Here is a 14,588-nt window from a genome sequence, read left to right as displayed (position 1 = left end):
TGTCGTTTTCGATCTTAAAATTCCTGTGACTGTGCCTCTAACTGATCTAAGTCTTCCCAGTTCAGGATAACCTTTCCTGACTGTCCGGAAATCATTGCTTCAAATCCTGCCTTGTAATCTTTAATATTCAGTCTATGTGTGATGATATCAGAGATGTCCAGTCCTGCCTGAAGCATTGTAGTCATCTTATACCATGTATCCCATACTTTACGTCCGTAAATTCCGCGGATATTCAGTCCATTCCAGATAACTGTCTCCCAGTTGATCTGTGCATCTGGTCTCTGAAGTCCTAATACTGCAATCTTACCGCCGTGCTTCATGTTGTCGATCATGTCTCTAAATCCAGCTTGTGCTCCGGACATTTCCATACCAACGTCGAATCCTTCTGTCATTCCGATTTCCTTCATGACTTCTTCCAATTTCTCATTTGCAAGATTTACTGTTCTTGTTGCTCCCAGTTTCTTTGCAAGATCCAGACGATACTGGTTAAAATCTGTGATAACAACGTGTCTTGCTCCTGCAAATTTTGCGATTGCCGCTGCCATGATTCCGATCGGTCCTGCTCCTGTGATCAGCACATCTTCTCCTAATACTTCATAAGAAAGTGCTGTATGTGTCGCATTTCCAAATGGATCAAAGATTGCATACATCTCTTCCGGGATTGCCGGATTTGTCGGCCATACGTTAGCAGCAGGGATGACAAGGTATTCTGCAAATGCTCCATCGCGGTTTACGCCGACACCTTTTGCATCTTTACAGTTCTCTTTGTGCCCTTCCAGACAGTTACGGCATTTTCCGCATACAATATGTCCTTCTCCGGATACAATATCTCCGATGTTGAATCCTTCTACGCCAGATCCCATCTCTACGATCTCTCCAACATATTCGTGTCCAGCTGTCTGTCCTACGGCAATGGTGTGCTGTGCCCATTCATTCCACTGGTAGATATGTACGTCTGTTCCACAGATTGCTGTCTTATGGATTTTGATCTTCACATCGTTTGTACCAACTTCCGGAATCGGTACTCTTTTTAATGCAAGTCCCGGAGCTGCTGTTTCTTTTACAAGTGCCCACATTTTATTATCGTTCATCTTATTTTTCCCTCCGTGTAATTGTGATTCAGTATTATCACCATTTGTATTTATCATACTCTATTTTGACATTTTTTTCAAGACTTTTTTCCGCATATCGCGAACATTTTTATTTTACTGTCCGTATAGCAGAAACACTTGTTTTCTTACAACATTCACCATTGACAGAGAAGAAAAAACACGATACACTTCTGATATAATTGAGTGCAATCAGATGCCCGCAAGGGATAATAGGGAAATGAGTGAGATTCTCATACGGTCCCGCCACTGTGTTGGAGGAATCGTCAGCCAATATGCCACTGGGATACTGGGAAGGCGGCTGACGGTGTTGATACCTGAGTCAGAAGACCTGTCTGTTGCATAAGATTCACACATAGTTACGAGCGATGACTAGGTGTATAAAGAGGGTGTCATAAATATAGAAGATCTGAGCAAGTGACAGCCTGTATCTGGACAGATACCGGTTGCTTCTTTTGTAAAACTTTCTTTTATGACAGCCCCTTTATCGCGCATACCTGTCTGCTTTTTTTGCATGACAGGTTTTTATTTTGTAAAAATTTTCTTTTACAAAATAAGCAGCAAAATGCAGGAGGAATAATCAATGAACAAAACACAAAAGAAACTCGTCACTTTATCAACCATACTTGCCATCGGTTTTGGTATTTATCCTGCCGCAAATGCAATGCACATTATGGAAGGCTATCTTCCAGTTACTTATTGCATCGCATGGGGCATTCTCTGTATTCCATTTCTGATCGCAGGATTCTTCTCTCTGAAGAAAACAATTCAGGAACACCGGAAGACTCTGATCCTTTTAGCAATGGCAGGAGCTTACGCCTTTGTTTTATCTGCCCTGAAAATCCCATCTGTTACAGGAAGCAGTTCTCATATGACAGGAACAGGACTCGGTGCGATCTTGTTCGGACCATGTGCCACCGGAATTTTAGGACTGATCGTCCTCCTATTTCAGGCAGTACTTCTCGCTCACGGAGGTCTTACGACACTTGGAGCAAATACATTTTCCATGGCAATCGCCGGTCCGCTTCTGACATTTGGAATCTATAAGCTCTGTCAGAAATTAAAACTGAATCGAATGGTCACAATCTTTCTTGCGGCCTCTCTCGGCGATTTATTTACTTATTGTATTACAAGCTTCCAGCTCGCTCTCGCCTACCCTTCCGAAGTCGGTGGATTTTCTGCTTCTTTAGTGAAGTTCATGGGGATCTTTGCAGCGACTCAGGTGCCACTTGCAATCATCGAAGGACTTCTGACGGTTGTCGTTATCATGAGTCTGGAATCTTACGCAAAATCTGAATTATCTGCACTTGGATACTTCAAAGGAGGTGCTGCAAATGTCAAGTAAAGCAAAATCTATCATTATTTTATTACTGCTCTGCGTACTAATTGCCGTAATCCCGCTTACGATGAGCAAAAATAAAGGTTCTGAATTTGGCGGTGCAGACGGCGAAGCAGAAACTGCCATCACAGAAATCAACCCAGATTATGAAGCATGGGCTTCCCCGATTCTGGAGCCACCGGGAGGTGAGACAGAAAGTCTTCTGTTCTGTCTTCAGGCCGGGCTTGGTGCAGGAGTCTTTGGATATCTGCTCGGTGTGCTGAGAGAACGCGCAAAACACGAATCCAAAGCAGAATCTCAACCTGCAAAATAAAGACGGACGACCGTTTTTTATTTCCTATATTATCATTTTCCCGGAAAGGACTGTCTATGTTTGAAATCGACACACTTTGTTATCATTCAAAACTAAGAGAGAGAAATGCAGAGATAAAATTTGCTTTCACCGTGCTGACACTGTTCATCTGTGTCTGGAACCGCTCCATTGTGATCGCAGCGATCGTCTTTGCAACTACCGGATTTTTGACCGTATGTGTGGGTGGCATTCCTGCTACCCGCTACATACGGCTTTTATGTATTCCGTTTTTCTTCCTTCTTTTGAGTACTTTGACAGTGGTCATTAATTTTTCAAAGACACCACTGTCAGGATATGCGATCTGCCTCGGAACTTTTTACATCACAGCCGGAAAGGATACGATTCTCTTTGCCGTTCAGATTTTCTGCACCGCATTCGGAGCTGTGTCCTGCCTTTATTTTTTATCACTTTCCACACCGATGACTGATTTGATCGCCGTTTTAGAAAGACTGCACTGCCCTTCTCTGTTCATCGAACTGATGCTTTTGATCTATCGATTTCTCTTTGTTCTCGCCGAGCTTGCCTCTTCTATTTCCACAGCCCAGAAGGCACGGCTTGGCAACCGGAATTTTCGCACTTCCTTTTCTTCCTTCGGTGCACTTTTATCCGTTCTGTTCATCCGTGCCATTCAGAAATCGGGCAGGCTGTATGATGCTATGGAATCACGCTGCTATGATGGAACAATTCGTGTTCTCCATCAACAGTATCCTGTTAAGAGAAAAGAACTCTTTCTTTGCATCGGTTACGAACTATTGTTACTCTACTTTTCATGGAAAGGACTGCCATAATGTCAGAAACGATTTTAGAAGCAAAACATTTATATTTCTCTTATGACAATGATCAGACACATTCTCTCAATGATTTTTCATTGAAAATTGAAAAAGGGAAGAAAATTGCAGTGATGGGATCTAACGGTTCCGGCAAATCTACCTTTTTCCTCTGCTGCAACGGAATCCACCGCCCTTCTTCCGGAAATCTGTTTTTTCACGGAAAAGAAATCGGTTATTCCCGCAGAGAACTTCTGGAGCTAAGGAGTAACATCGGTATCGTCTTTCAGGATCCGGATAACCAACTCTTTTCCGCCAGTGTCTATGAAGAAATTTCTTTTGGAATTTTAAATCTCGGCGTTTCAAAAGATACAGCGAGACAGGCTGTCTCCAATATCATTTCCAAATTGGAGATCACACCATTTCAGGAGAAACCGACCCATGCACTGAGCGGTGGACAAAAAAAGCAGGTTGCTATTGCAGATATTCTTGTTATGCAGCCGGAAATTCTGATCCTCGATGAACCTGCCGCTTCTCTTGACCCGAAACATACCGATATTGTGCGGGCATCGATCGATCAACTTAGCGACAATGATATGACGATTTTAATTGCCACTCATGATGCCGACTACGCATTTGCCTGGGCAGATGAAGTGGTTCTGATCCACGAAGGCAGTGTTTTAAAAAGCGGGACACCGCTTGATGTTTTTTCAGATACAGAAGCACTGGCACGGACCAACTTAAGACCGCCATCGGTCCTTCCGCTTTTTCAGACACTGTGCAGGAAGCATATTTTATCAAAAGAACTTCCCGTCCCAAGAACTTTAACAGAACTTGAACAACGACTGGAAGCATTACCCGATGATGCAAAAAAGCATCCAGTAAATAAACAATCACCGAAAGCAAACCATATTTTCATCCATATAAAGTGAGGACTGTATTATGAATTTTATCGAAAAAAAAGCAATCCTTGTTGTCAGCTTTGGCACAAGTCATGAAAACACCCGCGCAGTTACGATCGATGCGATTGAATCTGAAATCGCATCCGCTTTTCCGGGCTTTGCGATTTACCGTGCATGGACAAGTGGGATGATCATCAGAAAAATCCTGAAGCGTGACCATGTGAAAATCTTCACCGTAATCGAGGCGATGGAGCAGATGCTCGCAGATGGGATCACAGATGTCATTATCCAGCCAACCCATGTTATTAACGGAATTGAGAATGATCTGATGAAAGAGCATGCCCTCTCTTTCCGTGACGCTTTTCGCTCCATCCGGTTTGGGACTCCACTTCTGACAAGCGAAGCAGATAATCGGGCCGTGATCGCCGCAGTGACCGAGACGTTCTCGTCTCTCTCCCCAAAAGATGCTCTCGTACTTATGGGACATGGAACTACACATTATTCCAATGCAATCTATGCTGCTTTGGATTATCAATTCAAAGAGATGGGATATCCAAATATCTTTGTCGGAACAGTAGAAGCTTATCCCGATATGGATACGCTGCTGCGCCTCGTTGATCAAACCCACCCAGAGCAGATTTATCTTGCTCCTTTTATGATCGTTGCAGGGGATCACGCTGTAAACGATATGGCTGGAGAAGACGAAGATTCCTGGCAATCACAATTTCAGTCACTTGGATATCCGGTGACATGCATCTTAAAGGGACTTGGAGAATATGAAGCGATCCGTAAAATATTTCTCCAGCATATCGAAGATGCACTGGCAGAAGCATAGGCCATTTTAGAGCTGTATACTCCCTGGTGATCTCAAATGCAACACACGCCTTGTAAGGCTGCTTTTCAGTCTATACAAGGCGTGTGTTTCTCTTTATTTTCCATCTCTCTCAATCATATACAACAGTGCATTGCAGATACAAGCTGCAATATTGCTTCCCCCTTTTCTTCCTCTTGCCACAATATATGGCACTCCAGCTTCCATAATCAGCTCTTTGGACTGCACCACATTGACAAAACCTACCGGAACTCCAATGACCAATGACGGAGAAATTTTCTTTTCCTGAATCAATTCATAGAGGCGCACAAGCGCTGTCGGAGCATTCCCTACTGCAATGATCGGATGTCCTCCTAATTCTGCCGCCTTCTCCATGCTGACTACCGCACGTGTCTCTTTTCGCTCCTTGGCCGCAGCCGCCACGTCTTCCTCTGCCATAAAGCAATAGATTTCCCCTCCTAGTTTCTGCAAGATTTTTTTATTGACCCCTGCTTTTCCCATGTTTGTGTCAGTGATGATCGCTTCTCCCCGCTTCAGCGCAGCGAGAGCTGTTTCCACCGCATGCTCTGAGAAGACCAGGTTGTCTGCGTAATCAAAATCTGCACTTGTGTGGATACATCTTTTAATGATCGGCTCGTGCAGTTTTGGAAAGCTCCGCTCACCCAGTTCTTCTCCTATGATTTCAAAACTTCTCTTTTCGATTTGTGCCGGTTCTACTTTTTCTAATGCAATCTTCATCGATATCTCCTTTTCTCAGTTTTGACAGATTCTATATTCCTGTCTCCAAAATCTCATAGATTTTTTCCATATCCAGATGTGCACGCAATCCTTCTGCGAGAAGATTATACTGCGTTTCTTTAAAAGCTGCAAAATCCACTTGTTCCAAATCGGAAAGTGTAATCCCCTTTTTCTCTGCAAGCGCTTCTAAGATTGCCGGCACAACGCCTTCCCCATCGAAAATGCCATGCACATAAGTGCCATATACATTTTCTTTCCAGCATCCATCTGCCTTCTCCCCTTCTTTTTCTAGTTGGAATGCTTCTCTTTTATGGGATGTTTCCTGTAATTTTGTCAGCGTCTGCCCTCGACATACGGTCTGTCCCATATGCACCTCATATCCATAAAGCGGAATCCCCGCAAGCCTTTTTAATGTTCCTCCCGGCATACTAAAGGTTCCTTCCACCCTAGTTCTTGTCTTTTCTGTGGAAAATACAGTATCCACCGGAAGCAGTCCCATCCCCTGGATCGTTCCTCCAGCCTCCATCTGCTCGGGATCTTTGATTGTCTCCCCAAGCATCTGATATCCTCCGCAGATCCCGAAAATAACTGTCCCTTTTGCGTGTGCTTTTAAGATTGCTGCCTCCATACCGCTTTCCCTAAGCCATCTGAGATCTTCCATTGTATTCTTGCTGCCTGGCAGAATGATCAAATCCGGCTTCTGCAATTCTCTCACATGTTCCACATAGCGGACAGACGCTTCCTTTGCCACTTCCAACGCATTAAAATCTGTAAAATTGGAAATCCTCGGAAGACGGATCACGGCGATATCAATCTTTCCTGCCGCCTCTTTCATCCAAAACCGTTCGGTCAGACTGTCCTCATCGTCTAACTGCACCTGCAGATACGGAGCAACTCCTACAACCGGAATCCCTCCTTTTTCTTCCAGCATCACGACACCCGGATCCAAAATCGTCTTATCTCCCCGGAATTTATTGATGATCAGACCTTTGACCATCTGTTTTTCCTCTTCCTCTAACAAAAGAAGTGTCCCAAGAAGCTGTGCAAACACACCTCCACGATCAATGTCTCCCACGAGAAGAACCGGCGCTTTGGCCAATTTTGCCATACCCATATTCACAATATCATCTTGCTTCAGATTGATCTCCGCCGGGCTTCCGGCACCTTCGATTACGATGATATCATATTCTGCCTCCAATTTTTGATATGCGCGCAGAATATCTGGGATCAGTTGTTTCTTATAAGCAAAATAATCTCTGGCCTTCATCGTACCGATCACTTCTCCATTTACGATGACCTGAGATCCCATATCGTTGGTCGGTTTTAAGAGAATCGGATTCATCCATACAGACGGCTCAATCCCTGCTGCTTCCGCCTGCATTACCTGTGCTCTTCCCATTTCCAGACCATCTTCTGTGATAAAGGAGTTCAGTGCCATGTTCTGTGATTTAAACGGCGCACACCGGTATCCGTCCTGCCGAAAGATCCGGCACAGCCCCGCCGCAATCAAACTCTTTCCTGCACTGGACATCGTGCCCTGTATCATAATTGCTTTTGCCATCTTTCTATCCCTTCTATCAGCTTTTTATTTTCATTTCTCGTCCGCACTGCCACACGATAAAACCCTTCCGAGAGCCCTGGATAATTCTGACAATCCCGGATAAGAATCCCCTGCCTGCGGCACCCTTCACACATCCCTTTTTCTCCCCGAAAAAAAATATAGTTTGCCTCAGATGCGTAGCATTTCATCCCAAGCCGGATAAGTTCTTTTCTGAGATATGCTTTCTCTTCCCGAATCAACGCTTTTGCTCTTCTTACATACGCATCCTCTTCCAATGCCGCAATTCCTGCCGCCTGAGCCGGAACCGAGACATTCCACGGCTGCACTGCCTGTTCCATTTTTTCTAGCAGTTCCTTGTTTTGGCAAATTCCATACCCAAGCCGAAGCCCCGGAATTGCGTAGCGCTTTGTGAATGCTTTGAGAAGAAACAAATTTGAGTATAACTCTGTCATTTCCTTTAATTCAAATGCTTCCGCCTCCTCTACAAAATCGAGGAAACATTCATCTACAACTAAAAAAATCTGTTTCTCTTTACACCGGTTCAGAATCTGTATCAGAAGATCTCTCTCCGTCAAAACTCCGGTCGGATTGTTTGGATTACACAAAAATACCATATCTATCTCCCCGGTCAGCACCTGCAAAAAGTCTTCTGTGAGCCGGAATCCATTTTCTTCTGATAGTGGGTAATAGAAAACTTCACAGCCTGCTGCCAGAAGCGCCTGCTCATATTCTGCAAATGTCGGTTGCGGCAGGAGCGCCCGCTTCGGTCTGAGACTGTATCCAAGCGCAAAGATCAGCTCCGCCGCACCATTTCCAATGATCAGCGCCTCTTCTTCCATCTGCTCTGCCCATCCAAGCCTTTTTTTTAACTCTTTGCACTGCACATCCGGATAATGTGCGATGTCATTTACACACGCTGCCACCGCCTTTTTTACACTGTCCGGTGGTCCCAGCGGATTAATATTTGCCGAGAAATCGATACAATCCGGATTCCGGTAAACGTCTCCTCCGTGGATCAGTTTTTTCATATTCTCTTCTCCTGCCTTTCTTCTCTTGATACTTCCATCTCTTTTTCATGCTTTCTTACAGACAAATTTCTATATACAGCATAGTAAATGCAAGCACTGCGATCACCGCTGTTCCATACAACATCTGATTTGCCCTCCGGATATCTTCTGCCTCTATCTTTCGTTTGTCATCTCCGATTGTCGGCTTTTCATATAATTTTCCAAAATACCATGCATTTCCCGCAAGCTGCACTCCAAGCGCCCCTGCCATGACAGCCTCTGTCTGAGCAGAATTCGGGCTGGCATGATTTCTTCTGTCTCTTCTGTAAATTCGGATCGCATCTTTCCAGTGATGCCCTTCTACCGCCGCCGCTGCAACCATAAACCATGCAGACAGCCTTGCTGGAATGTAGTTAACAAGATCATCCAGTTTGGCGGCGCAAGTTCCGAAATTTTTATATTTCTCATTTTTGTATCCAACCATAGAATCCATGGTATTAATTGCCTTATAAAAGTAAGCTCCCACACCTCCTGCAAGCATCATATAGAGCAGTGGCGCAATCACCCCATCGGAAGTATTTTCCGCAACTGTCTCTACCGCAGCTTTTGTGATTCCCTCCTCGGTAAGCGCGGCAGTATCTCGTCCCACAATCATCGAAACAGCCTTTCTCGCCCCCTCGATATCTTCTGCCTGTAATCGTTCATAGACCTTCATGCTTTCTGTTTTCAGAGATTTTGTCGCCAACATCTGCCAGCACATACACGATTCCAGGATAAATCCTGCTGCAGGATGCAGACGGTATGCGAGAAATAAAAGCCCTCCCGGAATCAGAACACACCCGCTCACAATGCAAAGTACAAGCACTCCTCCCGCCATCTGTTCCCCTCTTTTTGTCTTCGGGAACCACGCCCGCAGCCACTTTTCGCAGGCAGTGATGGCATTTCCGATCATACAGACCGGATGATACATCCATCTTGGATCACCAATGCAAAGATCCATAAGAAAACCCGTCAGTACCGCAGGTAAGATCCAATTTCCCATTCTTTTCTAACTCCTTTTCTATATAAATAGAATATCCGCACAGATTTTTGACATGCCATTCATAAAACGACTTTTCAAACGCTGTGACGGTCTCCATCAAATTCATAATCACACCACCATGTGTCACGACAGCGGCAGACTTTTTTTGCTGCTCTTGGCAGACAGAAATCACTTTCTTCCAGCCCAAAAGACACCGACTGCGAAACCCCTCCCTGCTTTCTCCACCGGGAAAAGGAATCGTTGCATTGCTGTCGATCCACCTCTGATAAGCTTCTGTTTTGGACAGTTCTTCTGCATTTTTGCCTTCAAAGATTCCAAAATCACACTCTCTTAATTCTTCTATAATATAAATATCCTGGTCGGGATATAAAATTTCTGCCGTCTCCACACAGCGCTTCAGCGGACTGGAAAACACAATCTCCGGCATCTCATACATACACTGTTCTGCCAGTTTTCTTCCTCTCTCACTAAGCGGTTCATCGGTGATCCCGATGTATCTGCGCTCCTCATTGCCCCTTGTCATTCCGTGGCGGACCAAATCGATCCACATCGGTGTTTTCTTCTGTTCTAAATTTCTTTCTTTCATATTTCTCCATCAATTTACAAGGAATCTATCACTGTTTCTATTTGTCGTCTTATGCGATTTCTATTTCCCTTTCATCTTATTTTAGTACAACCGGAATTCCACAGACAACCCGAGTGACCTCGTCGGCATGTTCTGCCAGTTCTGTGCAGATTCTTCCGGTCAGCTCCCGCCAACTGCGGTCAAATGGATCGATCGGCACAATTCCATAACCGAGTTCATTTGTCACAAGAACAATCCCGGGATTTTCCTGCAAAAGCTTTGGAATCAGCTGTTCTCTTACATACTGCTCCTTTCCTTCCTGCAGCAGCCTGCGCAAATATAGATGAAAATCTACCATTCCTTCGCAGGAAAAAATTTCTTCCTCAGGGCAAATCTCCCCGTTTGCCCATTTTTGAATAGAGTCATGTTCTTCCACATAGGCACGCTTTCCCTGATAGGCTCCTCCAATCACTAATTTCATCTGCTCTGCCTCCTTTTATCTCTTCCATCGTTTTACCGGAAAATTCCTCCACCGATCACTGCCGACAACAGAATCCCCAGTTCACAGACTTGCAGAAACCATCCTGCCAGATCTCCGGTAATGCCGCCGAAATTTTTGACAGACATTTTATAATAGTAGAAAAATATCCCCCCGGCTGCCACAACAGCCAGAAGCCCTGAAAGTTTTCCGACCACAATCATCAGCACTGCAAGCATCACCAAATAGACGGCCATTGTATTTCGTACGATCTTCTTTTTTGCACGATCGGCAAACATCGCAGCAAGTCCGCTTCCTTTTGCCATCGGAAAAGTAACGATAGAAAGTCCGCTTAAGCTTCTTGACATCAAAAAACCAAGTCCGACTACCGGGATGAGCTCTGTCCGCAGACTCGTCATTGCACCACAAGTCAAAATCAGATAGACGGCACACGAAAGAATCGCAAATGCACCGGCATGAGAGTCTTTCAAAATTTCCAGCCGCCGCTCCTTTTCCTGCCACGAGCTGAGCGCATCACACGTATCCAGAAAACCATCCATATGAATCCCTCCGGTCACAAAGATCGGAAGCACTGTCAAAATTGCCGCATAAAACAATTCGTGATAATAGATTCCGCAACTTGCCAGCCACTCTTTTACATTCCACACTCCCGCAAAGAAAAGTCCGATCACTGCGCCGATCCATGGAAAGAAGCACATGACATACCGCATATTTTCCTCCGTCCAGTCGCTTTGTGGAACCGGAAGCTTTGAGTACATCGAGCATGCGATTTTAAAACTTTCATACAGTCTTTTTCCCTTTTCCATCTTCCCTATACTCCTTCTTCCTTCTTTGCTTTTAACTTCCACGGGATTCCATAGATAACTTCTGTAACCTCATCTGCCTCTGCTGCCAGTACCTGGTTGATCTTCGCCAACTGTTTTTGATACTGTATCGTATCGGGATCATAGACGATCCCATCAGAAAATACTTCATTTGTCACAAGGACCAGATGCGCTGCCTGCTTTTGGAGCATATGGATTCCCTGAAGGATTTCTTCTACTGCCCGCTCCTTCGCCCCATCCTCAGAATACATTTCATTTGCCAGGAGGTTGGACATACATTCCAGAAGTACTACACATTCCTGTAGTCTTTCTCCAGTATCCCAGTGACCATCTGAATATTTTCCATCTGTGCTTTCCGATGGCAACCGTACTGCTTTCAGGTTTGTATAACATTCAATTGTCTCAAACTGTTTTTCTGCCCGCATTGCCCGATGTCTTGCAATTTTTTGCTTAGATTCTTCCCCGAAAGGATACATCGTCGCAATATAATACCGTTTTTCTCCAAGTTCCATTGCCAGCGCTTCCGCAAAAGCAGATTTTCCGCTTCCGCTTCCTCCGGTCACAATCTGAAACATCTACTTCAACTCCTTATAACTTTCTATCGAAATCTCCCCGAACGTACTCATCTTTTTGTAAACGTCCTCCGCCATCTGAAGCAACGGAAAAATCGCTACCGCTCCAGTTCCTTCTCCAAGACACATCTCACATGTGAGCAGTGGCTTCTTGCCCAGCGCTTCCAGTATCATCTGCATCGCCGGCTCCTTTGACAAATGTGAAGCTAGCATATATGACCTGGCTTCCGGGCAAATAGTCGCTGCCAGAAGGGCTGCCGCTGCCGAGATAAATCCGTCGATGATCACTGGAATTTTCTTTGCCGCCCCTCCTAGAAAGATGCCTGCCATCCCTCCGAGATCAAATCCGCCCACTTTTGCAAGAACATCGATCCCATCTGTCCGGTCTGGTTGATGCAATTCCACTGCTTTTTTGATGACTTCCTGCTTTCGCTTCAGTGCCGCACTTGTCAGTCCTGCCCCTCTGCCTGTCATCTCTTCGACCGGCTTTTCTAACAGTACTGCTGCTACCGCGCTGCTTGTTGTCGTATTTCCGATCCCCATCTCTCCGGTGGCAAGAATCTCATATCCTTTCTCTGCGAGTTCCTCTGCCATACGGATTCCTGTTTCTATCGCACAGACTGCCTGTGCTCTTGTCATCGCCCACTCCCGCGCCATATTTTTCGTGCCGTATGCAATCTTTTCATTTCGCAGCTTCGTATCTCTTGCAATTCCAATATCCACCGGAAACAAATCTGCCCCTGCCGCCTTACACATGATTGCCGCACTCGTGTCACCACTCAGGAAATTTTCCGCTACAACCGCAGTGACTTCCTGCCCGGTCTGGGAAATTCCTTCCTCCACGACCCCATTGTCGGCACACATGACAATAAGCGCTTTCTTCCCAAAATGTACCTCATCGCTTCCTGTCATTCCCGCCGTCTGAATCAGTACTTCCTCCAGCCTTCCAAGGCTGTGAAGGGGCTTTGCAATACTATCCCACCGCTGCTGACACTGCTCCATTGCCGCTGTATCCGGCGGACATATTTTTTTCATTGTTTCTTTCAGAAGTTTTCCTTCTGTCTGAAGGGACTGTGCTGACATCTCTTACCTCTTTCTTTCCTTGCATTTTTTAATAAAAAGTTCTGCGATCTGTGGATTTCCCCCATAATGAATATGTGGATACCCCGCCAAAATCCGCTCTCCTGCATGCATACATCTCCAGGATCGTTCACTGAGTGGTTTCACTGCGAGAAAATCGTCTCCACAGTTTGTAGAGTCAAAATAGTGAAATTCATGCGCAGTGATCGGATCTGTCTTTTCTCCGAACACAGTCCCTTCCGTCAGTGTCACATACCCAAACCTCGAAAGTTTTCCGGTATAAAAAGTATTTCCCGGAAAGATACCTACCATCGGATATTCCTTTCCTTCCATATCTTTCAAAGTCTCATGCAGATACATAAATCCTCCGCATTCTGCAATGCAGCACACGCCCTGCCGAATTGCCTCGCAAACCGCCGTCCGCATTGATACATTTGTGCTGAGCCTTTCCGCAAAAAGTTCCGGATACCCTCCATACAGCACAATTCCTTCCAGCTCTGGCGGCAGTTCGGCATCATGTATTGGTGAAAAGAAACAAACTTCTGCCCCTGCCCGACGAAGCGCTTCTAGATTTTCCTCATAGATAAAGCAGAATGCCTCGTCTTTTGCCACCCCGATGCGGACTTTCTCTCTTTGCACAATGCTTTTTCCCCTTTTCCCCTGATCTCCTTTTCTTACAAGATCATCTTTCTTCTCTGCCACAGGGATGTCCTCCGCCTGCGCTGCCAGTTTTAACAGTCCATCCAGATCAACCGTCTTTTCCATCTGTTTTCCCAACAGATGCATCTGGTCTTTCAACTCTTTGATCTCTTCCGGAAGTTTCAGACCCAGATGCCTGCTTTCCAGTTTGAATCCTTTCAGTTCCGGCACATATCCGTACACCTGAATTCCCAACTGCTCTTCCACCATCTTGCGAAGTCTCGGATACAGCATTGGGGATACCCGGTTGAAAATCACTCCTTCGATCTGATTGTCTGTTTGATAGGTAAGGAACCCCTGGATCAAGGCTGTGACTGATACACTCATTCCTTTTCCATCCACGATCAGCACCGCCGGTGTCTTCGTCCACTTTGCCACTTCAAACGCACTTGCGCGCGTGGAAATTCCTGCAATTCCGTCATAATACCCCATAACCCCTTCTAGGATTGCAATATCACAATCTACAGAAGTAAGTTCGCGACAGATCTGCCCCTGATTTAAAAAGAATCCATCCAGATTCCGGCTTTTCGCTCCAATAATCTTTGTATGAAACATCGGATCGATATAATCCGGTCCACATTTAAAGGAAGCCACCGCTTTTCCCCGTGCCTGCAACGCCTGTAAAATCCCACAGGTGATCAGCGTTTTTCCACTCCCGCTCGCAGGTGCTCCAAGCAGAAATCGTGGCATTTTTTCTCCT

At 45.4% G+C, this 14,588-nt stretch carries 16 protein-coding genes and 1 riboswitch; of the genes, 5 read left to right on the top strand and 11 right to left on the bottom strand.

What is annotated here, in order from left to right; all coding sequences use genetic code 11:
• Window positions 1–14 precede the first annotated feature (14 nt).
• Entirely contained in the window at window positions 15–1,091 is a 1,077-nt protein-coding gene (tdh, locus tag ACESPO_RS07805) for an L-threonine 3-dehydrogenase (protein WP_119988002.1), read from the bottom strand.
• Between the two features lie 194 nt (window positions 1,092–1,285).
• Window positions 1,286–1,462, top strand: a riboswitch (cobalamin riboswitch).
• A 230-nt stretch (window positions 1,463–1,692) separates the two neighbouring features.
• On the opposite strand from tdh, the gene ACESPO_RS07800 reads away from it, so the two are divergent.
• Genes ACESPO_RS07800 through ACESPO_RS07780 form a run of 5 tightly spaced genes read left to right on the top strand, consistent with a single transcriptional unit; the run spans window position 1,693 to window position 5,304 of the window.
• Window positions 1,693–2,454 (top strand): energy-coupling factor ABC transporter permease, encoded by a 762-nt coding sequence (locus tag ACESPO_RS07800; protein ID WP_008975083.1) that lies wholly within the window; start codon window positions 1,693–1,695, stop codon window positions 2,452–2,454.
• Window positions 2,444–2,761: an energy-coupling factor ABC transporter substrate-binding protein gene (locus ACESPO_RS07795; RefSeq protein ID WP_008975082.1), complete on the top strand. Its 318-nt coding sequence runs from the start codon at window positions 2,444–2,446 to the stop codon at window positions 2,759–2,761. The genes ACESPO_RS07800 and ACESPO_RS07795 overlap by 11 nt, the downstream gene beginning before the upstream one ends.
• A gap of 56 nt (window positions 2,762–2,817) precedes the next feature.
• A complete protein-coding gene (cbiQ, locus tag ACESPO_RS07790) occupies window positions 2,818–3,588 on the top strand; it encodes a cobalt ECF transporter T component CbiQ (protein WP_016438437.1) in 771 nt (256 codons plus the stop codon).
• Window positions 3,588–4,499: an energy-coupling factor ABC transporter ATP-binding protein gene (locus ACESPO_RS07785; RefSeq protein WP_016438436.1), complete on the top strand. Its 912-nt coding sequence runs from the start codon at window positions 3,588–3,590 to the stop codon at window positions 4,497–4,499. Before cbiQ ends, ACESPO_RS07785 begins: the two co-directional genes overlap by 1 nt.
• A 10-nt stretch (window positions 4,500–4,509) precedes the next feature.
• Window positions 4,510–5,304 carry a sirohydrochlorin cobaltochelatase gene (locus ACESPO_RS07780; protein ID WP_016438435.1) on the top strand — a complete coding sequence of 265 codons (795 nt, stop codon included), beginning with the start codon at window positions 4,510–4,512 and terminating at the stop codon, window positions 5,302–5,304.
• A gap of 93 nt (window positions 5,305–5,397) precedes the next feature.
• On the opposite strand, the gene ACESPO_RS07775 is transcribed toward ACESPO_RS07780, so the two are convergent.
• From ACESPO_RS07775 to ACESPO_RS07730, 10 genes are all read right to left on the bottom strand, one after another.
• A complete protein-coding gene (locus ACESPO_RS07775) occupies window positions 5,398–6,039 on the bottom strand; it encodes a precorrin-8X methylmutase (RefSeq protein WP_016438434.1) in 642 nt (213 codons plus the stop codon).
• Between the two features lie 31 nt (window positions 6,040–6,070).
• On the bottom strand, window positions 6,071–7,600 hold the full coding sequence (locus tag ACESPO_RS07770) for a cobyric acid synthase (protein ID WP_016438433.1): 1,530 nt from the start codon (window positions 7,598–7,600) through the stop codon (window positions 6,071–6,073).
• Entirely contained in the window at window positions 7,582–8,628 is a 1,047-nt protein-coding gene (cobD, locus tag ACESPO_RS07765) for a threonine-phosphate decarboxylase CobD (protein ID WP_009262261.1), read from the bottom strand. Before cobD ends, ACESPO_RS07770 begins: the two co-directional genes overlap by 19 nt.
• 55 nt (window positions 8,629–8,683) lie before the next feature.
• Entirely contained in the window at window positions 8,684–9,649 is a 966-nt protein-coding gene (cbiB, locus tag ACESPO_RS07760; protein ID WP_499788660.1) for an adenosylcobinamide-phosphate synthase CbiB, read from the bottom strand.
• Window positions 9,588–10,235, bottom strand: coding sequence for a histidine phosphatase family protein (locus ACESPO_RS07755; RefSeq protein ID WP_009262263.1), 648 nt, complete (start codon window positions 10,233–10,235; stop codon window positions 9,588–9,590). Before ACESPO_RS07755 ends, cbiB begins: the two co-directional genes overlap by 62 nt.
• Window positions 10,236–10,311: 76 nt before the next feature.
• On the bottom strand, window positions 10,312–10,695 hold the full coding sequence (locus ACESPO_RS07750) for a bifunctional adenosylcobinamide kinase/adenosylcobinamide-phosphate guanylyltransferase (protein ID WP_016438431.1): 384 nt from the start codon (window positions 10,693–10,695) through the stop codon (window positions 10,312–10,314).
• 32 nt (window positions 10,696–10,727) lie between these two features.
• Complete coding sequence (locus ACESPO_RS07745; RefSeq protein WP_016438430.1) at window positions 10,728–11,519, bottom strand: adenosylcobinamide-GDP ribazoletransferase; 792 nt, start codon at window positions 11,517–11,519, stop codon at window positions 10,728–10,730.
• A gap of 5 nt (window positions 11,520–11,524) precedes the next feature.
• Window positions 11,525–12,112, bottom strand: coding sequence for a bifunctional adenosylcobinamide kinase/adenosylcobinamide-phosphate guanylyltransferase (locus tag ACESPO_RS07740; RefSeq protein WP_117577718.1), 588 nt, complete (start codon window positions 12,110–12,112; stop codon window positions 11,525–11,527).
• Window positions 12,113–13,192: a nicotinate-nucleotide--dimethylbenzimidazole phosphoribosyltransferase gene (cobT, locus tag ACESPO_RS07735; RefSeq protein ID WP_499788659.1), complete on the bottom strand. Its 1,080-nt coding sequence runs from the start codon at window positions 13,190–13,192 to the stop codon at window positions 12,113–12,115.
• 3 nt (window positions 13,193–13,195) lie between these two features.
• Window positions 13,196–14,578, bottom strand: a complete 1,383-nt coding sequence (locus tag ACESPO_RS07730; protein ID WP_336305338.1) for a cobyrinic acid a,c-diamide synthase CobB — start codon at window positions 14,576–14,578, stop codon at window positions 13,196–13,198.
• Window positions 14,579–14,588: the final 10 nt, after the last annotated feature.

This window comes from Coprococcus sp. HPP0074 (genome assembly GCF_964238105.1).
Taxonomy (GTDB): domain Bacteria; phylum Bacillota; class Clostridia; order Lachnospirales; family Lachnospiraceae; genus Faecalimonas; species Faecalimonas umbilicata.
Note: the sequence above shows the minus strand (reverse complement) of the source record. Positions and strands in the feature narration are given on the sequence as shown.